Genomic DNA, 19,336 nt, shown 5'->3' with positions numbered 1-19,336 from the left:
CGAAGAAAGGCATGACAGTGGCAATGGATGTGGTCCAACTCGAAACCGACGTGCTGGTGATTGGCTCCGGCGCCGCCGGCATGATGGCGGCGCTGGAGGCCGGCAAGGAAGGCGCCGGCGTCATCCTCGCCGACCGCAGCCTCATCGGGCGCAGCGGCGCCACCATCATGGCGCAGATGACCGTGGCGGTGGCGCTCGGCTCCCAGACACCCGACAGCTGGGAGCATCACCTCGCCGATACTCTCGCCGCCGGCCGCGAGCTGTGCGACGCCTCCCTCTCCCAGCTGGTGTGCGAGGAAGGTCCCCGCGACATCCTCCAGCTCGACGAGTGGAAAGTGGGCTGGGCGCGCAACGACGACGGCTCCATCCGCCAAGCGCTGGCCCCGGGGCACGACCGGCCGCGCTGCGTCTACGTGGACTTCCTCTCCACCGGCCCGGCGGTGGCCAAGACCCTGCGCGGCCGCGTGCTGCGCCAGAAGGAGGTCGCCCGCATCGGCGACCTCTACATCACCGACGTCCTGGTGACCGACGGCGTCGCCACCGGTGCCGCGGGCTTCTCGCTGGCCGACGGGCGGCCGGTGATGGTGAAGGCCAAGGCGGTGGTGATCGCCACCGGCGGCCTCACCCGGCTTTACCAGCGCAACAGCGCCTCCGCCAACATGGGCGGCGACGGTTATGCCCTCGCCCTGCGCGCCGGCGCCGAGCTGACGGACATGGAGTTCGTCCAGTTTTTCCCCATCGGCCACCTCGCGCCCCGCCTTGTGGGCATGGACCCCATCATGTGGGACCCCTTCCGCTACAAGCTCGGCGGGCGCCTGCTCAACGCCGAGATGCGCGAGTTCGTGAACGACTACGGCAACGAGGAGGCCGGCACCTATAACGTGACGCGCGACCGCGCCACCTTCGCCATCCTCTCCGAGGTAAAGGCGGGCCGCGGCTCGCCGGCGGGCGGCGCCTACCTCTCCTTCCAGCACATCCCGGCGGAGACGCTGCGCGCCTCCTTCGGGCCAGTGATCGACCGGCTCGCCGCCAACGGCATCGATCTCACCCGGATGCCCATCGAGGTGGCTCCCATCGCCCACTACCACATGGGCGGGGTGAAGGTGGACGCCCGGATGCGCACCAGCGTGCCGGGCCTGTTTTCCTGCGGCGAGGCCAACGGTGGCTCCAACGGCGCCAACCGCCTCTCGGGCAATGCCATCACCGAAGCCTTCGTGTTCGGCCGCACTGCGGGCCGCACCGCGGCGCTCCATGCCCGAGCCGCCGGCAATGCCGATGCCCCGGTGCCGGCCGGCGCCCTCGACCTCGTCTCGGCGGTGGCGCCGGAGCACGGGGAGAACCACGCCGGCCTCATCGCCGAGCTGCAGCAGGTCATGTCCGTCGACGTGGGGCCGTTCCGCACCGAGGACGGCCTCAACAAGGCGCTCGCCGCCATCGCCGTCCTCAAAACGCGCGTCGGTGCGCTGCCGCCCGGCGCGCCCGGCCCCTACAACATGGCGCGCCTGGACTGGTTCGACCTGCGCACCATGCTGCTCGTTGCGGAAGCGGTGACGCGCTCCGCGCTCGCCCGCAAGGAGAGCCGCGGCGCCCACCAGCGCGACGACTTCCCCGCCATGGATCCCGCCTTCGTGCTGCACCATACGGTGAAGCTGGCGGGCGACGACATCGTGCTCGGCCGCGCCCCGGTCGAGGGACACACCCTCTGCGAGGTCGCCTGATGCGTGAGACCGCCACCCTGATTGTTCGCCGCGGCAATGCCGGCGAGGACGCCCCCACCTCGTCCTACGAGGTGCCCTACACCCCCGGCCAGTCGGTGCTGGACGGGCTGCGCTTCGTACGCGCCCATCTCGATGCCACGCTGTCCATCCGTCACTCCTGCATCAGCGCCAACACCTGCAAGGAGTGCATGATCATCGTCGACGGCAAGGTGGACTATGCCTGCACGGCCCGCCTGGAGCCGCGCGAGATGGTGCTGGAGCCGCTGGGCAACAAGGCACACCTGCGCGACCTCGTGACCGAGATCACGCCTCCGGACGAGCGCATGGAGCATGCGCTCAAGTCCGGCCTCGGCAAGGTCGTGGCGGGTGCCTGAGCATGACCATCGCATCAGGTTTCCATGCCGATTGACACCGGAGGGGGCGCCTCGCTCCCTCCGGGGGCGTTTCACCGGTACAGGGCCATGGGCGCCAACGTCAGCGCCGGGACATAGGTCAGCAGCATCAGGATCATGAGGTAGATCACGAAGAACGGCACCACCCCGCGATAAAGACGCGGCAGGGGCGTGCCGAAGATGGCGTGCGCGGCGAACAGGTTCAGGCCGAAGGGCGGCATGAACATGCCGACGGCAAGGTTCACCGTCACGATGATGCCGAAGTGCAGCGGATTGAGGCCCGCCTGATGGGCGATCGGGGTGAGCAGCGGCGCCATAACGAGGATGGCGGCGGGCGGCTCCAGAACGCTGCCGACGCACAGCAGGATCAGGTTGATGGCCAGCAGCAGCATCCAGGTTTCCAGTTGCAGGCTGGCGATGCCCTCCACCAGCCGGGCGGGGAAGCCGCTGGTGGTGATAAGCCAGGAATAGGCGCCTGCGGCCGCGACGATGATCATAATCTGCGCCACCAGGACACAGGACTCGAGCGTGACCTGCCAGACCTGCGCCAGCGTCATCTCGCGGTATAAAAATACCGAGACGACGATGGCGTAGACGCAGGCGACGCCTGCCGCCTCGGTGGGCGTGAACACGCCGCCATAGATGCCGCCGAGCACGATCGCCGGCGCAAGCACGGCCCAGATCGCGCCGCGCGCAGCCACCCGGATCTGCGACCAGCGCGGGCGCGCGCCGATGGCGATGTTGTGCCAGCGGGCATGCAGATAGACATAGCCCGCCAGCGCCGCCGCCACGACAAGGCCCGGCACGATGCCGGCCAGAAACAGTTCGGAGGCCGACTGCTGTGCGGCGATCGCGTAGATGATCATCGGGATCGAGGGCGGGATGATCACGTCGATGACGCCGGTGGCGGTGATCAGGCTGACCGAGAAGATGCGGGTGTAGCCCCCCTTCTCCAGCGCGGGGATGGTCAGCTTGCCGATGGCCGCCACGCAGGCCACGCTCGAACCGGACATGGCGCCGAACGCCGCCGCCGAGGCGACGGTGGCCATGGGCATGGAGCCGCGCACGCCGCCGATCATGGCGAGGATCAGTTCGATGAGCCGGCGTGCGATGCCGCCCCGCGCCATGATGTCACCGGCAAGGATGAACAGCGGGATGGCAAGCAGCGAGAAGACGTCCAAACTGCCGAAGATGGCGGTGTGGACGGCCCGCAGCGGAATGTCGCCGATGAACAGCATGCCGGCGCAGGTCGCGATCAGCAGGACGACGAAGATCGGCGCGCCGAGCCCGAGCAGGCCGAGGGGCAGGACACCAAAAACCAGGGCCCCCATGACGGGCCTCCCTCTTTCGAATCCTCAGTCGAGGCGGCGCTCCGGTTCGTCGAGCCGATAGGCCAGAAGGCGCAGCACGGTGAGCGCACCCGCAAGCACCAGCCCGACCAGAATGCAGCCCTGCGGAATCCAGATCGGCATTTCCAGGGCGTCGCTGCGCTGGTCGAAGGCGTGCAGCATCGAGACCACCTCGTAGCTGGATGAGGCGACGAGAAGGCATGTGGCGACGGTGAGCACGATGACCAGCAGGCGCGCGGCCTTTCGCGCCGCCGCCGGCATGAGGTCCGCCACCAGCTCGATGGAAATGTGCCGCCCTTGCCACGTCACCGTGGCCATGGCGCTGAAGACCAGCAGGACCATCAGATACAGCATCGCCTCTTCCGCCCAGCCGATGGGGGCGGCAAAGAAATAGCGTCCGACGACGTTGGCACAGTTGATGGCGACGATGGCGAGAAGCGCCACGCCGGCAATCCGCACCGCCACCGCCGCAATCGCATGTCCGGCGCAAGTGGCGACCGCCGACAAGGTGTCCCTGGACGGCGGGACGACCCGTTCGGCCTGCGCGCTCATGCCTTGGTGGCCGCGGTCTTGACCAGCAGGTCAAACAGCGCCTTCGCCTGCGGGTTGCGTGCCGAAACCTCCGCGCCGATTGGGCGCAGCATCGTCATGAACTCGGCTTCCTCAGCCGATGGCAGCTTGGTCAGCACACCGCCGGCAGCGGTCCACGCTTCGCGCTGCTGGCGGGCGAAATTGACCGCCCACGGGGCGACTTCGACACTCGCGACCGCGCCCGCCTCGGCCACCGCCGTCTGCAGATCGCCCGGCAGCTTGTCGAACCAGATCTTGCTGACCACCGAAACGACGGTGACCATGGCCTGGTCTGTCTCGATGATATATTTGGCGGCATCGTAGAAGCGCATGGCGGTGAGCACCGGCAGCACGCTCATCAGGCCGTCGATGGTGCCTTGCTGGAGCGCAGGCAGGACCTCGCCCAGCGACATGGGTACCGCAGTCGCCCCGAGCTTCCTGATCTGCTCGGTCTGGATGGGCGACGCGAAGACCCGAAGCTTCTGCCCCGCGAAATCCTTCAGGTGCTCGACCCTGGAGCGCGTGTTGAAGATGGCCGGCGCATTGACGAAAATGCCGATGCCCTTCAGCCCCTTGTTGGCGCCGATGGACAGAAACTCCCGGTTGAACGCGGGGTCCTGAATAGTGGCGGTCGCCTGCGCGACATCTCTGAATACGCCGGGGGCGCCGATGATCTCGAAGCGTGTATCCACGCCGCTGAGGAATTCCGGCGGCGCAACCACCGCCTGGATGGAGCCGAACTGCGTGCCCTCCACCATGCGGGGGATCGAGCCGAGTTGGCTGGAGGGATAGATCTCCACCTTGATCCGGCCCTTGGCCTGCGCGTCGACGAGGCGAGCGAAGATCTTCATCCACTCGTGCTGCGCATCGTTGAGCGTGGCGGTGCCGATCTTCATGGTGATCGGGGCCTGCGCGCGGACGATTGGGGGCGCGGCGAGAAGCGCAGAGCCGCAAGCGGCGCCGCGCAGAAGCGAACGTCGGGAAATCTGGTGCCGGAAGGTCATTGTGATCCTCACTTTGTGTGAGTGAATACGCGCCGTCTCATCTGCGCCCGCCGCTGGATGGCGGGTCGTTGGACCGGCTCAATGAGCCTGACCGGAATAGTCCTGAAGGATGCGGTTCTGGGCGACGCGCACCGTGCGGGTCGTCGCCGGGGTGTTGCGGCTGCGGCCCACAAAACGCGGAATGCCTGCCGTGAGGACCGCGCCGACCGCCGGAATATCGCCGTTGCGCAGCGCGCACATGGCATCGTCCTGCGAGCCGCCGGCGCAGGCGTCGATCACCACCAGATCGGCTGCGCGACCGGGAGCGAGAACGCCACTGTCGAGCCCATAGACGCGGGCGTTGCTGCCGGTGGCGGCGGCGATGGCCACTTCGGGTTCCATGCCGCCGAGCGCGACGAGATGGCTGATGGTGTAGAGCAGGCCGAGGGGCATGATGCCGCTGCCGGTTGGCGTATCGGTGGCGATGAGCAGGCGCTCCATCTGCCCGGCATCCGCCAGCAGCTTCGCCACAAGAAGCGTGGTGCGAAGGTTGCCGGCGGTGCAGACCTGAAGCGCCATGCCGCTCTCGTTCACCAGCCGCGGGAAGTCGGCATCGGGGATCGCCACCGGGCCGCCGTTCACGTGATAGGACACGTCCGGCTGCATGGCGAGCAGATGGTCCGCCCAGATGCCGGACGAGCCTGGAATGGACGAACCGCCGGTGTGAACCATGGAGATCATGCCGAGCTTGCGCGCCTCATGCACCAGCGGGGCATATTCATAGGGCGTGGCGAAATCGCCGAAGCCGGCCTTGACCATCCACACGCCGAGGGCGCGCACATCGGCGAGATCCTGCGGCGTGAGCCCCGGCTCCAGAATGAGGTTGCCGGCATAGACCCGCATGCCGCCGGGCCGGTAGGTCGCGAAGCAGCGCTGGGCGGCCACCGCGAGCGCCTTCACCCCTTCCGGATCGCGCGGGCGCCCCGGCACATGCACCTCGGACGCGCTGATGGCGGAGGTGACCCCGCCATGCAGGTAGCTTTCCAGAAAGCCGACGGTCTTCTGCCGGGGCGTATAGTCGCCGAAGGTGATGTGGACGTGGGAATCGATCAGCCCCGGCATCACCATGGCGCCATCGGCGTCGATCACCACGTCGCAATCCGCCACGGCGGCGGCGGACAGAGTGCCGATTTCAGCGATCTTGCCTTCGACACAGAGCACGCCATCCGCCGCGATGACCGGCTGATCGAGGTCGCCCGTGATGACCTTCGAGAGGTTGACAATCGCCGTCTTCATCCCCGCAGCTCCTACGCTTGCGCGCCCTTCGGCCGCGCGGCAACCTCTTCATGGGTGAGACCGCCCACGCGGGCATTCAGCCGGCCGATGCTGGCCATGCAGAAGATGACCGCGATCTCGTCCGGCATCGGTCCGTCGGGCAGCACCAGCGACATGCCGTCATAGTGCGAGCGCACGTAGACATCGTCCTTGTGGTTCATGGGAATGTCGATCAGCGCACCGGGGGCGGCCACCTTGGTCATGGACGAAATCCACGCTTCGCCTCCGCCGATCATGGAACGGAAGGGCGTGGCGAAGGCGGTGGTCAGCAGGGCATTGGCATGCTCCTGCTCGCCGGAGAGACCGACGATGCCGCCCTTGCCATAGCTCTGCACGCCGCGCCCGCCGAGCGCCTCGCGAGCCAGTTCAGCCATGGTCTCGCCGAGCGGGACGCTGGCGGAAACCAGCTCGCTCAGGTCGTCGACATAGCCACCGAGATAGGGATTCTTGACGATGGCCACCACCGCCACCTTGCGCTGGGGCACCGGACTGACACGGCCGGCTTCTTCGTTCTTGTCGCCAATGATGACGCAGGTGCGCCTTATGGTGAGCTGCATTTCCAACCCTCAAGCCTTGACACTCTGCCTGAATCGACTATCAGATCGTCTGACATTATGTCAATCGGGGAGCATGGCGATGGCGGGCAAGGGCAAGTCGACGCTGTTCTCGGAGATGACGCCCGGCGCGGACTTCGAGGCAAGGTTCAACGCCTGGTATGACACCGAGCACATCCCCATCCGCATGGATTGCCCAGGCTTCGTCAGCGGCCAGCGCTACCGCCGGCACGACGGCCCCGGCTATCTGGCGGTTTATGAAATGGACACTCTCGGAGCCATGTCCACCGAGGCCTATACCAAGGTAAAGACCCAGCCGTCCGAAGAGACCGCCTGGATGCTCAAGAACGTCACCGGCTTCACCCGCTATCTGGCGGACGAGACTTCGGTTCGGGCGAACATCGATCCGCAGGAGGCGCTGGACGCCCCCTTCCTCTATGCCGTGTCCTTCACCGTGCCGGCCGAGGCCACCGCCGATTTCGACGACTGGTACGAGCAAGACCACGTGCCGCTGCTGTTGAAGGAGCCGAAATGGCTCATGGTCCGCCGCATGCGCGTTGCAGACGGTGTTCCCGAGACCTATACCCACCTAGCATTGCATTATCTCGCGGATGCAGACGCATTGCAGTCGCCCGCCCGCGACGCGGCGCGGGCGACCCCCTGGCGGGCGCGTCTCGCCAAAGAGCCATGGTTCAAGGGTTCGTATACAGTCTTCAGCCGCCACGGGCAGCGCCACTTTGCAAGAGTGTGAATTGTGATCGAGATGAATCTCCGGGTCTCACCCCGTACCGTGCAGGGCCAGGCGGTCGAGAAACTGCGTTCGGCGATCCTCGCCGGCATGTTCAAGCCGGGCGATCGCTTGATCGAAGCAGATCTTTGCGAACTGCTCGGCGTCAGCCGGCCGTCCGTGCGCGAGGCGCTGCGCAGCCTGGAAGCGGAGCGGCTGATCGCGATCATCCCGAACCGCGGGCCGCAGATTCCCATCCTGTCGTGGCAGGAAGCACAGGAAATCTACCAGGTGCGCAGCCTGCTCGAAGGCGAGGCGGCCGCCCTCTCCGCCCTGAGGTCGCGCCCGGAGGACCACAAGCGCATGCGCGAGGCCCTCGCCAAATTCGGCAAGGCCACCCGGCAGGGCGAAAAAGTCCTGCAGATCACCTCCACCGGTGAACTGTATGACGTGATCCTCAACACCTGCGGCAATCGTATCATCGAGGAAATCCTCCGCGGCCTCCTGGCCCGCATCAACTTCCTGCGGGAACGCTCCATGTCCCTGCCCGGCCGGGCGAAATTCAGCCTCAAGGAAATGACCGGGCTGTGCGATGCGATCGAGCGCGGCGACGCGGACGCGGCCCGCGCCGCTGCCATCCATCACGTCGAGCAGGCCTGCGCCGCCGCGCGGGAAGCCTACGACCGGGACGCGCGCAGAGACTGACGGCCCCTGCCGCGAAATGCGGGAAAGGGCCGAAGCACGATTGACATAATCGTCTTACAATCTTAACATCTGATCATGAGGCGCCAACCTCATGATCTGGCAGGCGAGAACGCAACGCCCCGCAGGGCACGCGAGCCTCGCACGGCATGTTCGGCCCCGCATCGGGCCAGCCCCGCCCACGAAGCCGGCCGGCGACGCGATCGTCACCAAGGCCGCACGCCCTCGACATGGTTTTGCCCGGCGCAACGCCGCCGACCGGCGCCCGTGGCCATTCGTTGATCGCATCTCCCGTCACTCAAGCGAAGAGCAGAAGGAATGAGCGGATCCGACAAAATCGTGGTCGAGGCAATCTCCAAGTCGTTTGATGAAATGCGTGCGCTTGACGAGGTCAACCTGACCGCGAAGGAAGGGGAGTTCGTCTCCATCGTCGGTCCCTCGGGCTGTGGAAAGAGCACCCTGCTCTACATCATCGGTGGCTTTGTGCAGCCGACGCACGGCGTGGTGCGCGCGGGCGGCAAGGTTGTGAAGGCGCCCGGGCTGGACCGCGGCGTGGTCTTCCAGGAATATGCGCTGTTCCCGTGGCTGACCGTCTCGCAGAACATCTCCTATCCGCTGGATCGCATCGGCATGCCGGCTGCCAGGCAGCGCGAGATCGTCGAGCGCTATCTGGAGCTGATGGGGCTTACCCAGTTCGCCAACGCTTTCCCGCGCATGCTTTCCGGCGGCATGAAGCAGCGCGTGGCACTGGCGCGCACCTTCGCCTACGACCCGGACATCCTGTTGCTGGACGAGCCGTTCGGCGCGCTCGATGCACAGACCCGCGAGGTGATGCAGGACGAATTGCTGCGGCTGTGGCGCACCAACCGCAAGACGGTGATCATGATCACCCACGACGTGGACGAGGCGGTCTATCTCGCCAACCGCATCTGCGTCATGTCCCAGCGTCCCGGCCGTTTCGTCGCCGAGTTCGACATCGCCCACGACACCAGCCTCACCCGCGAGCAGGTGGTGCTGTCCGATTCCTATCGCAAATGGCGCAATGCTGTGTGGCTGAGCGTGCGCGAGCAGGTGACCGGACTGAAGGTGTGAGATGAGCACGGCATCCCGCACCGCCCCTTTGGTCGCCATCCTCAGCTATGTCGGCTCGCTGGCCGCCTGCGTTCTCGCGTGGGATCTGGTCGTCCGCCTCGGCCTCGTCGATCGCTCACTTCTTCCCCTGCCCGGTGACGTAGCGGTCGAGCTTGTGACCCTGATGGGCACGGCTTCATTCCGGACAGACCTTGAGCAAACCGTCATCCGCAGCATGCTCGGCCTGCTGCTCGGCACCTCGATCGCGGTTCCGCTCGGCGCCACGATGGCGCTTTCCAGGCATGTCCGCGGCTTCTTCGAGCCGATCGTCAAGGTCACATACACCCTCCCCAAGACCTCGTTGATCCCGCTGTTCATCCTCTGGTTCGGCATCGGCACCGTGACCAACGTGCTGGCTGTGATGCTGTCCACCCTGCTGCCAGTGCTCGTCTACACCTATCACGGGGTGGAGGGCGTGCCCCGCGTGCTGGTGTGGAGTGGCCGGGCCATGGGCACCGGTCCCGTCGGCATCCTGTTCCGCATCCAGCTGCCCGCCGCGCTGCCCGCCATCCTCATCGGCGTCCGGGTGGCGCTCGGCTTCTCCTTCGTGGTGGCCATCGCGGCGGAAATGATCGCCTCCAGCTATGGCATCGGGAAGCTGATCTTCATGTACGGCGAGAACGGCGCCTACGTGCCCATGTTCGCTGCGGTCACCGCCATCGTCATCGTCGCCGCGACGATTGATTTCCTGTTCGCGCGCGTGTCGGCCTACGCCCTGCGCTGGAGCGACACCTACAGCGCGCAACGCTGATCGAGAGGCGATTTCGGACATGGCAAGGGTCGTTTCCCTCTACCCTCTGGTGCTTCTCGCCGCGGTCTGGGAGGTGGTCGCCCGCACCGGGCTCACGCCGCCCATTTTCCTGCCGGCCTTTTCGCACGTGGTCGCGGACCTGTTCACGCAATTGCTGGCCGGCCAGTTCTTCGGCCCCATGCTGGTGAGCCTTTACCGGGCCTTCGCCGGCTTTGCGATTGCCATGGTCATCGGCGTCACGACCGGCATCGCCATGGCGCAGTTCACATGGCTGAACCGTTTCATGACGCCGATCATCTCCACCGGCTTCCCCGCACCCAAGATCGCCCTTTTGCCCATCTTCATCCTGTGGTTCGGCATCGATCACATGTCGAAGATCCTGCTGGTTGCCTTCGTCTGCGTCTTCCCCTTCATCGTCGCCGCCTATGGTGCCGCCTCGACCGTGCCCCGCGCGCAGATCTGGGCGGCGCAGGCGATGGCAACAACGCGCGCCGGCATGATCTTCCGGGTCGTGCTGCCGGCCTCCCTCCCCTCGCTGCTGAGCGGCGTGCGGGTCGCCATCCCGCAGGCGCTGGTCAGCGCGTTCACGGCGGAGATGATCGCCGGCGGTGGCGGGCTGGGCGGTGAACTGGTCTACGCCCAGCGTTTCTTCGAGACGACGACGGTGTTCGAGATCCTCATCCTGATGCTCGCCATCGGCTACGTGATCGACACCCTGTTCCTCAAGCTTCGCATCCACACCCTGCGCTGGCACGAGCAGACCGCCAGCAAGGACTGAGCCTTCCGGCGGACAAGCAGGCCCGCCTGCCTACCCCCGTAGGAGGCGGCAGCGCGCCGACCGCCCGCAAGGGCAAACGAGCCCGGCAAAAGAAACGGGCCGCATCCATCCTTCCACCAGCGTCTTGTTCGCAAGAGGGGATATTGAGCATGGGCATCAAGTTCGGGATTTCCAGACGTACGGCCCTCATGGGCATGGGCGCCACCGCGCTCGCGGCGAGTACCGGAACGCCGCTGCGCGCACAGACGCCCCCGACCCTGCGCTACGCCACGGGCGGCGGGTTCGGCCCGAACGAAATCGACACCGTCTTCTTCACCGACTTCATGAAGAAGAACATCCTGAAGCGCTACGGCAAGGACTATCTTCTGGACGTGACCTATACGCGCGGCACCCCGGAAGCGACAGCGCTGATGGCCGCCGGGCGCATCGACCTGGCCGCCCAGTCCTGCGCCAGCTTCGTCTCCGCTCTTGCCAAGGACGCCGTGCCCGGCGGCATGAAGGTGATCGCCGACGAGCATGACGTCCGCGCCGGCTATTCCGCCCAGTCCTTCTATGTGCTGGAGGGCAGCCCGATCACCGACCCCAAGCAGCTCAAGGGCAAGATCATCGCGGTCAACGCCTTCGGCACCGGCGTCGATCTGCTGCTGCGCGTCGTGCTGAAGAAGAACGGCCTCGATCCGCGACGCGACGTGCGCATCGTGGAAATCTCTTTCCCGAGCATCGGCATGGCCCTGCGCGAGGGCCGCGTGGACTGCGGCGTTCTCCCCCTCCCCTTCGGCGCCACCGAACTGGCCAAGGGGGGCATCCGCGAACTGTTCAACGGAACCGCGGCCTACCCGGCCTATTCGGTGATCTTCCAGGCCGCAACCAACCAGATCCTGACCACCCAGCCCGCCGCCGTGCGCGCCTGGCTGGCGGATTATGTGGACGGCCTGCACTGGCTGCACGATCCGGCCAACCGCAAGGAGGCGGTGGCCGTGGTCGCCGAAGTGGCCAAGTCCACGCCGGAGGTGGTGGACACGTACTTCGCCACCAAGAGCGATTATTATCGCGATCTCAACGGCTGCCTGAGCTCCGACCTGCTTCAGTCGCAGGTGGACGCCATGGTGGACCAGGGCTTCCTGGCCAAGCGCATCGAGATCAAGAATTACGTGGACATGAGCTACCTGCCGCACCCCTGCGCGGGGTGACGGCGGACATGCGCATGCGCAAGACGCACGTGGCGCCGGACTTTCGGCACCACGTCACGCGCGCGGGCTTCCTCGCGATTGACAGTTTTGTCTTACAATCTTAATGTCTGAATATTCAGACGCCTATTGCCGAAGCAGAGGCGGGCAATGGACACGAGCGCCGACATCTTCACCAATGATGAGATCGTCACCCGCGCCCGCGCGCGGCTGGCCCCGGCGGTGTGGGACTATCTGACCGGCGGCGCGGAATCCGAGCGCGCGCTGTGCGGCAACCGCCTGGCGCTGGATAGCCTCGCCTTTCTGCCGCGGGTGCTGCGCGATGTGGCGGAGCGCTCCACCGCCACATCGCTTTTCGGCCGCTCCATGGCCCTGCCCGCCTTTCTCGCCCCCATCGGCTCGCTCTCCCTGTTCGACAAGGAGGGCGCGCTCGCCAGCGCGGCGGCGGCGCGGGCGGCGGGCGTGCCCTGCTTCATCAGCATCATGTCCCAGCCTGCGCTGGAAGAGGTGGCGCGGGCCGAGCCGGATGCCGTCCTGATCCTCCAGATCTATGTGCGCGGCGACCGCGACTGGCTGCGGCAGGTGGTGGGGCGCGCCGAGGCCGCGGGCTGCGCCGCCATCTGCCTGACCGTTGATTCCGCGGTCTACGGCCGGCGCGAACGCGACCTGCGCAACCGTTTTTCCTCCGCCGCGGCGGTGGATCGGGTGAATTTCGACGACCGCAAATCGGTGCAGATCACCACCGAGCAGGCCGCGCTGTCGTGGGATGACGTGGCCTTCCTGCGCAGCCTCACGCGGCTGCCGCTGATCCTCAAGGGCATCCTTCACCCCGAGGATGCCCGCCTCGCCGCCGAGCACGGAGCCGACGCGGTCTATCTCTCCAACCACGGCGGGCGGCAGCTGGACCATTGCGTGCCGGCCCTCGATCAGATCGAGGCTGCGCGCGCCGCCATCGGCGCCGACAAGCCGGTGCTCGTGGACGGCGGCTTCCTGCGCGGCACCGACATCGCCAAGGCGTTGGCGCTCGGCGCGACGGCTGCGGGGCTCGGCAAGCTGCAAGGGCTCGCGCTGGCGGCCGGCGGGCGGGCCGGGGTGGAAACCATGCTCTCCCTTCTCAAGGCCGAGCTTTCCAACGCGCTGGCGCTGCTGGGCTGCCGCACCGTTGCGCAACTCGATGCGGCGCTGCTGCGCCGGACCCAGCCCGGACTTTCATCCAGCGTCCTGTCCACCTTCATCGGCCAGCGCCAGCCACAGACCTGACGCCCGAAATCCTCTCCCGGACGCCCGCACGGGGCCTCATCCCACCATCGAAAGCCTACGGAAACTGGTGCAATGAAGAATATCGAACGTCCCGAGGTCACGCTTTCCGAAACGGTGGAATGGGGCAGCGACATCGCCGCCCGCATGCTGCGTGCTCTCGACATTCCCTACATCGCCCTCAATCCGGGGGCGAGCTATCGCGGCTTCCACGACAGCCTCGTCAACCACCTGGGCAATGAGCGGCCCCAGATGCTGCTGTGCCTCAACGAGGACCATGTGGTGTCCATCGCCCACGGCTATGCCAAGGCCACCGACAAGGCCATGGCCGCGGTGCTGCATTCCAACGTCGGCCTGCTGCACGGCGCCATGGGGCTGTTCAACGCCTGGTGCGACCGCGCGCCGATGATCGTGGTCGGCGCCACCGGCCCCGTCGCCCCCGAGAAGCGTCGCCCGTGGATCGACTGGATCCACACCTCAAAGGATCAGGGTGCGCTGGTGCGCGACTACACCAAGTGGGATGACGAGCCGCGCTCACCCCACGGCATCGTGGAAGCCTTCCTGCGCGGCGCGCAGCTTACCGAGAGCCAGCCCTGCGCCCCCGTGTACATCTGCCTCGATGCCGGCCTGCAGGAGCAGAAGCTCGATCAGCCACTCGCCATCCCCTCGGTGGAACGCTTCAAACCTGCCCCTGCGCCCCGCGCCGGTGCCGCAGAGGTGGAAGCCATCGCCGAGATGCTGGCGCGCGCCAAGACTCCTCTCATCCTGTTTGGCCGTGGCTCGCGTGATCCGGAGGCCTGGGCGCGGCGCGTGCGGCTGGCGGAACTCTCCGGCGCCTCGGTCATGACCTCCGTTCGCGAGCGCTCGGTGTTTCCCACCGACCACGGCCTGCACATCGTGCCGCCCTTCTATTGGCTGAGTCCCGCCGCCAAGGAGAAGGTGCGCGCGGCGGACGTGATCGTCAGCTTCGACTGGGTGGACCTCAACGGCTTCCTGCTCCAGCTCACCCGCACCACCGAGACCTATCCGGCCAGGATCGCCCATGTCTCGCTGGACAGCATCCTGCATCGCGGCTGGAGCATGGACTATTTCGCCCTGCCGCCGGTGGACGTGCCGGTCATGGCGGGCGCCGACGGCGCGGTGGAGGACGTGCTCGCCGTGCTGGAGCAGAAGCTCGCCGGCCAGGCGCGCTGGGACGGCAAGAGCCGCAACACCCATCCCGTTCCCGCCTATTCCGACAATGCCTCGAAGGAAATGGCGCCGCGCGACATTGAGGTGGCGCTGGCCAAGGTGCGTGGCGAGGAGACCTTCACCCTCGCCCATGTCACCATCGGCTGGGCGGGCAACGCCTATCACTTCCGCGATCCGCTGGACTTCATGGGCCATGACGGCGGCGCCGGCCTTGCCGCCGGCCCGGGCCTCACCATCGGCGTGGCGCTGGCCCTCAAGGACTCCGGCCGCCCTGTGGTCTCGGTGCTGGGCGACGGCGATTTCATGCAGGGCGTCTCCGCCCTCTGGACCGCCGCCCATTACGGCATCCCGGCGCTGTTCATCGTCTCCAACAACCGCTCCAACTTCAACGACGAGATTCATCAGGAAGCGGTGGCGAAGATGCGCGGCCGCCCCGCGCAGAACCGCTGGATCGGCCAGCGCATCGCCGATCCCGAACTCGACCTCGCCGCCATGGCGCGCGCGCAGGGCGTGGAAGCGGAAGGCCCGGTGCAGACCATCGAGGAGCTGGAGGCGGCCATCCGGCGCGGCCTTGAAGTGGTGCGCTCCGGCAAGCCCTATTTCATCGACGCCCATGTGACGCCCGGCTACGCCAACCCGCCCCTGTCCCGCGGCGAGTGACACCAGAACCGACAGGCCGCCTGCCCGCACAGGCGGCCTCTCCGGCCTTCCATGCAAGGACCATGGCGATGAGCAACACCACGAAATTCTACATCGACGGCGCCTGGGTCGAGCCCATCGCCGGCACCCCGTTCGATGTCATCAATCCGGCCAACGAGGAGGTGGCCGGCACCATCAGCCTTGGCAGCGCGGCCGATGTGGATCGCGCGGTGAAGGCCGCCCGTGCGGCCTTCGGGAGCTGGTCGACAAGCAGCAAGGCGGAACGCCTTGAGCTGCTGGCCAGCATCATTGCCGCCTACGAGCGGCGCTTCGACGAGCTGGCCGCCGTCATCACGGCGGAGATGGGCTCACCCCTCTGGTTCGCCAAGGACGTGCAGACCAACACCACGCTGGACCACTTCAAGGAAGCGCGGCGCGTGCTGAAGGATTACGACTTCGGCCACATGCTGGGCGACACCACGCACATCGTGCGCGAGCCCATCGGCGTCGTGGGCATGATCACGCCATGGAACTGGCCGGTGAACCAGATCGCCGCCAAGTTCGCCGCCGCGCTTGCCGCCGGCTGTACCGCCGTGGTGAAGCCCAGCGAGGTGGCTCCGCTCAGCGGCATCGTGCTCGCCGAGATCCTGCACGAGGCCGGCGTGCCCAAGGGCGTTTTCAACCTCGTGAATGGCGACGGGCCAACGGTCGGCGAGGCGATTTCCGCGCATCCCGACATTGACATGGTCTCCTTCACCGGCTCCACCCGCGCCGGCGTGCTCGTGGCCAAGTCGGCGGCGGAGACAGTCAAGCGCGTCCATCAGGAACTGGGTGGCAAGTCCGCCAACATCATCCTGCCCGGCGCAGACCTCGCCAAGGCGGTGCCGGCCGGGGTGCTGCGCTGCTTCACCAATACGGGGCAATCCTGCCAGGCACCCACGCGCATGCTCGTCCATCGGGACCAGTTGGGCGAGGTGGTGGAGATCGCCCGGCGGACGGCAGAAGCGGTCGTCGTCGGCGATCCGCTGGCTGAGGGCACCCGTCTCGGCCCGCTGGTCAGCAAGGCGCAATTCGACCGCGTGCAGCACCTGATCGGCGTCGGGATCGCCGAAGGCGCAACGCTGGTGATTGGCGGCCAAGGGCGTCCGGCCGACCTCAACCGCGGCTATTACGTGCGCCCGACCATCTTCTCGGATGTGCGCCCGGACATGACCATCGCCCAGCAGGAAATCTTCGGTCCCGTGCTCTCCATCCTCTCCTATAAGGACGAGGACGACGCCATCGAGATCGCCAACGGCACACTCTATGGCCTCTCGGGCTATGTCTGGGCGGGGTCGCTGGAGCACGCCCGCGCCATCGGCCTGCGCATGCGCGCCGGACGCATCTATCTGAACGGCGCCCCGCACGGAAAGCTTCAGGATGTGGAGGCCCCGTTCGGCGGCTACAAGCAGTCGGGCAATGGCCGCGAGGCCGGCATCTACGGGCTGGAGGACTTCCTGGAGATCAAGGCCATCCTCGGATACGAGGTGGCCTGACCGAGGTTCCCGGCCCGTACCCGCGCGGGTGCGGGTCGAACTGCCCGGACCGAAACGGGAGAAAAGGCCTTTTTTTTTCGGAAGAGGCCTTTTCCGTCTGTCGCCCCCTCTTGCCCACGGAACACGGGCCCCTCCTCGCGGAGAGGCCCCCAATCCGGCCGCCGGAAGGGCTCACTCCACCGGCGGCAGGCTCAAGGCCGCATCCACCAGCGCGCCGGCGCGCTTGAAGTCGTAGTCGCGGAAGACGTTCATCTTCACCAGAAAGGACGCGCCGCCGTAGAATTTCTCGTACTGCTGGTGGCGATTGCCCAGCTCCGAGCCGATGAAATCCCAGGCAAGGCGCATCAGCGCCACGCGCTCGCGGGCATTGAGCACGGGCGTACCGAAGAAGCGCTCCAGATCGGGACGGGACTCGGGGTTCTCGAAATCCTTCACCGAGGACGGCAGCGTAATCATCGCCGCCCCGGTCAGCCCGCGCACGATGTCGATCATGCGCGGGTTGATCTCCGACTGAAGCGCCATCACCGAATACAGAATGGTCTTGGAGGGCCACAGCACGCCCTCCTCGTCATAGGAGGCCATCACCTCCTGCGCCTGAAGCATGCCGTCGACGATAGACGCGAGCGCGGCCAGTTCACCCATCTGCACCTGCACCGGCGGCACACCATCATTGCCCACGGCCTCGTTCATGCGCTTGGCGAGGCCGAGCAGGAAGCGCAGCTTGGTGGCGAAGCGGGCCTGCGCCTGGTGGTTGCCGTAAAGATGGGAGGGCGTCTTCCACCACTGGTCTCGGCACAGCTCGATGTCGCGATAGATGAAGACGCGCTCCCAGGGCACGAACACATTGTCCAACACCACGAAGCAGTCGCTCTCGTCGAACCGGCTGGTGAGCGGATGATCCTCCGCATTGTCCGCCTGCTGGGCGAACGGACGGCGGGAATAAAGCCGCAGGCCCTCCGCGTCGGCAGGGATGGCAACGCTGATGGCGTAGTTCTCGTCACCCGGCTGCAACGGATGGATGCAGCTGACCTGAATATAGTCGGCATAGACCGCGCCGGTTGCCAGCTGCTGGCCGCCGGACACATAGATCCCCTCCGCCGTCTCCTTCACCGCGCCGGCGTAGAGGTGCGGATCGGCCTGCTTGTGGGCGGGCTTGGAACGGTCGATCTGCGGCGGCACGATCGCGTAGGACACATAAAGGTGGTTGTCGCGGATGTATTTGTAGAAATTGACCACGTTCTCCGCATAGCGCGCGCCGGATTTGGCGAAGACCGAGGGCTTGGCTGCATATCCGGTGAAGAAATTGGCCACATGGTCCGGCGTGCGGCCCATCAGGCCGAAAGTCTGCTCGGCCCACTTCTCGGCGGCAATGCGCTTGGCTTTCAGGTCGGCATGGGTTTTCGGGATCTGGAAGCAGCGCCAGGCGCGCTTTCCGGTCTCCTCCACCTCGAAGGTCATGGTTTCCAGATTTTCGGGCGCAGCCGCAAAATCGAACAGGCGCGCCATGGACTTCGCCCCCTCGCGGAAGGCCGGGTGCGAGGTGGGATCGCTGACCTTCTGCCCATCGACGAAGATGCAGCGCTTGCTGGCCTTGAGGTCGGCGAGAAATGCGGCCCCCGTGCGCAGGCCGGCGGCAGCGGAAGTGACCGGGGTCTGGATGGTCATGACAAATGCCTTCTGGAAGGGGGCGCCGGGTTCACGCCATTCGTGTTCGACCCGTCCTCGGACGGCGCTGCCGCACGGGCGGCAGATGCAGCTGAGCAAGTAACTACATTTTGTAGTTATTTTTGTAGCTGTCAACGTACCTTTCCGGTTTGTGATGCCGGCCCGCCGTGGCATCCTCGGCCATGACGCGCTGCCGGCAGGCACGCCCGGGCACCGACACGAAGAGACGACCGCAGATGCCTCCCCGCCGAACAGCTTCCCCGGCTTTCATTCCGCCCATCACGATTTCGCGGCCCGACTTCCTCAATGCGGGCAGCGACCGGGACTTCCGCGACAGCATCTTCTCCATGGTGCGGGCGCTCGACGGGCTGCAGGCCTGCCGCGAGGTGTTCGCGCAGGAGCTCGGCCTGACCGGCAGCCAGTTCGCCGTGCTCATAGGCACGGCCTATCGCGAGGGCACGGACGGCGTGACCATCCGCGACCTTGCGGAGCACGTGCGCCTCGCGGCCCCGCACGTGACCACGGAGGTCGGGCGACTTGTCCGCAAGGGGCTGATGACGAAACGCCCCCATCTCACCGACCGCAGGAGCGTGCTGGTATCGCTCACGCCGGAGGGCGAGGCCGAGGTGCGCCGGGTGGCCCCGCTGGTCCGGCGGATCAACGACATTCTTTTCGAATCCATCTCGCGCGCCGATCTCGATGCACTGACGCGGGCGATGAAGGCCCTGATCGTCAATTCGGAGCGGGCTCTCGCGGAAGTCCGCTGGGGCGACATGCTGAAGGATGCCCGGGCCGAGGGCACTCCAGCCGAGGCCGGAGACCGCCGCCGCGCCACCGCCAGGACCATCGGCTAAACCGCGCCCGGAGGGGGC

The 19,336-nt window shown here is 66.6% G+C and carries 18 protein-coding genes; 12 read left to right on the top strand and 6 right to left on the bottom strand.

What is annotated here, in order from left to right:
- Positions 1–11: 11 nt before the first annotated feature.
- Together EZH22_RS12990 and EZH22_RS12985 are read left to right on the top strand one after the other, a co-directional pair.
- Complete coding sequence (locus EZH22_RS12990; protein ID WP_203196013.1) at positions 12–1,718, top strand: FAD-binding protein; 1,707 nt, start codon at positions 12–14, stop codon at positions 1,716–1,718.
- Positions 1,718–2,092 (top strand): 2Fe-2S iron-sulfur cluster-binding protein, encoded by a 375-nt coding sequence (locus EZH22_RS12985; protein ID WP_203196012.1) that lies wholly within the window; start codon positions 1,718–1,720, stop codon positions 2,090–2,092. Before EZH22_RS12990 ends, EZH22_RS12985 begins: the two co-directional genes overlap by 1 nt.
- A 71-nt stretch (positions 2,093–2,163) precedes the next feature.
- Here EZH22_RS12985 and EZH22_RS12980 read toward each other — a convergent pair whose 3' ends face one another.
- The 5 genes from EZH22_RS12980 to EZH22_RS12960 form a co-directional block, all read right to left on the bottom strand.
- Positions 2,164–3,441: a TRAP transporter large permease gene (locus EZH22_RS12980; protein ID WP_203196011.1), complete on the bottom strand. Its 1,278-nt coding sequence runs from the start codon at positions 3,439–3,441 to the stop codon at positions 2,164–2,166.
- A 24-nt stretch (positions 3,442–3,465) separates the two neighbouring features.
- Positions 3,466–4,011 carry a TRAP transporter small permease gene (locus EZH22_RS12975; protein ID WP_203196010.1) on the bottom strand — a complete coding sequence of 182 codons (546 nt, stop codon included), beginning with the start codon at positions 4,009–4,011 and terminating at the stop codon, positions 3,466–3,468.
- Complete coding sequence (locus EZH22_RS12970) at positions 4,008–4,925, bottom strand: TRAP transporter substrate-binding protein (protein WP_210352039.1); 918 nt, start codon at positions 4,923–4,925, stop codon at positions 4,008–4,010. Before EZH22_RS12970 ends, EZH22_RS12975 begins: the two co-directional genes overlap by 4 nt.
- A gap of 186 nt (positions 4,926–5,111) precedes the next feature.
- Entirely contained in the window at positions 5,112–6,308 is a 1,197-nt protein-coding gene (locus tag EZH22_RS12965; protein ID WP_203196008.1) for an amidohydrolase family protein, read from the bottom strand.
- Positions 6,309–6,319: 11 nt separating this feature from the next.
- Positions 6,320–6,904, bottom strand: coding sequence for an amino acid synthesis family protein (locus EZH22_RS12960; protein WP_203196007.1), 585 nt, complete (start codon positions 6,902–6,904; stop codon positions 6,320–6,322).
- A 79-nt stretch (positions 6,905–6,983) separates the two neighbouring features.
- Here EZH22_RS12960 and EZH22_RS12955 point away from each other — a divergent pair, with 79 nt between their 5' ends.
- The 9 genes from EZH22_RS12955 to EZH22_RS12915 all read left to right on the top strand — a co-directional run bounded on the left by EZH22_RS12955 (position 6,984) and on the right by EZH22_RS12915 (position 16,799).
- Positions 6,984–7,652 carry a DUF4286 family protein gene (locus tag EZH22_RS12955; RefSeq protein ID WP_203196006.1) on the top strand — a complete coding sequence of 223 codons (669 nt, stop codon included), beginning with the start codon at positions 6,984–6,986 and terminating at the stop codon, positions 7,650–7,652.
- Positions 7,653–7,664: 12 nt separating this feature from the next.
- On the top strand, positions 7,665–8,333 hold the full coding sequence (locus EZH22_RS12950) for a GntR family transcriptional regulator (protein ID WP_203196517.1): 669 nt from the start codon (positions 7,665–7,667) through the stop codon (positions 8,331–8,333).
- A gap of 315 nt (positions 8,334–8,648) precedes the next feature.
- Positions 8,649–9,422 (top strand): ABC transporter ATP-binding protein, encoded by a 774-nt coding sequence (locus EZH22_RS12945; protein WP_231711453.1) that lies wholly within the window; start codon positions 8,649–8,651, stop codon positions 9,420–9,422.
- A 1-nt stretch (position 9,423) separates the two neighbouring features.
- On the top strand, positions 9,424–10,212 hold the full coding sequence (locus EZH22_RS12940; protein WP_203196005.1) for an ABC transporter permease: 789 nt from the start codon (positions 9,424–9,426) through the stop codon (positions 10,210–10,212).
- Between the two features lie 19 nt (positions 10,213–10,231).
- Positions 10,232–10,990 (top strand): ABC transporter permease, encoded by a 759-nt coding sequence (locus EZH22_RS12935; protein WP_203196004.1) that lies wholly within the window; start codon positions 10,232–10,234, stop codon positions 10,988–10,990.
- Positions 10,991–11,139: 149 nt separating this feature from the next.
- Complete coding sequence (locus tag EZH22_RS12930; RefSeq protein WP_203196003.1) at positions 11,140–12,180, top strand: ABC transporter substrate-binding protein; 1,041 nt, start codon at positions 11,140–11,142, stop codon at positions 12,178–12,180.
- Between the two features lie 147 nt (positions 12,181–12,327).
- Complete coding sequence (locus EZH22_RS12925) at positions 12,328–13,437, top strand: alpha-hydroxy acid oxidase (RefSeq protein ID WP_203196002.1); 1,110 nt, start codon at positions 12,328–12,330, stop codon at positions 13,435–13,437.
- Between the two features lie 72 nt (positions 13,438–13,509).
- Positions 13,510–15,285 (top strand): thiamine pyrophosphate-binding protein, encoded by a 1,776-nt coding sequence (locus tag EZH22_RS12920; RefSeq protein WP_203196001.1) that lies wholly within the window; start codon positions 13,510–13,512, stop codon positions 15,283–15,285.
- 68 nt (positions 15,286–15,353) lie between these two features.
- Positions 15,354–16,799: an aldehyde dehydrogenase family protein gene (locus tag EZH22_RS12915; protein ID WP_203196000.1), complete on the top strand. Its 1,446-nt coding sequence runs from the start codon at positions 15,354–15,356 to the stop codon at positions 16,797–16,799.
- Between the two features lie 171 nt (positions 16,800–16,970).
- Here EZH22_RS12915 and EZH22_RS12910 read toward each other — a convergent pair whose 3' ends face one another.
- Positions 16,971–18,464, bottom strand: coding sequence for a 4-hydroxyphenylacetate 3-hydroxylase family protein (locus EZH22_RS12910; RefSeq protein ID WP_203195999.1), 1,494 nt, complete (start codon positions 18,462–18,464; stop codon positions 16,971–16,973).
- Positions 18,465–18,700: 236 nt separating this feature from the next.
- Between EZH22_RS12910 and EZH22_RS12905 the strand changes: the two genes are divergently transcribed.
- Entirely contained in the window at positions 18,701–19,318 is a 618-nt protein-coding gene (locus EZH22_RS12905; protein ID WP_203195998.1) for a MarR family winged helix-turn-helix transcriptional regulator, read from the top strand.
- The last annotated feature ends 18 nt before the right edge of the window (positions 19,319–19,336 follow it).

Origin of the sequence: Xanthobacter dioxanivorans, from assembly GCF_016807805.1 — a bacterium.
GTDB lineage: Bacteria > Pseudomonadota > Alphaproteobacteria > Rhizobiales > Xanthobacteraceae > Xanthobacter > Xanthobacter dioxanivorans.
This window is presented reverse-complemented; position numbering and strand designations above follow the sequence as displayed.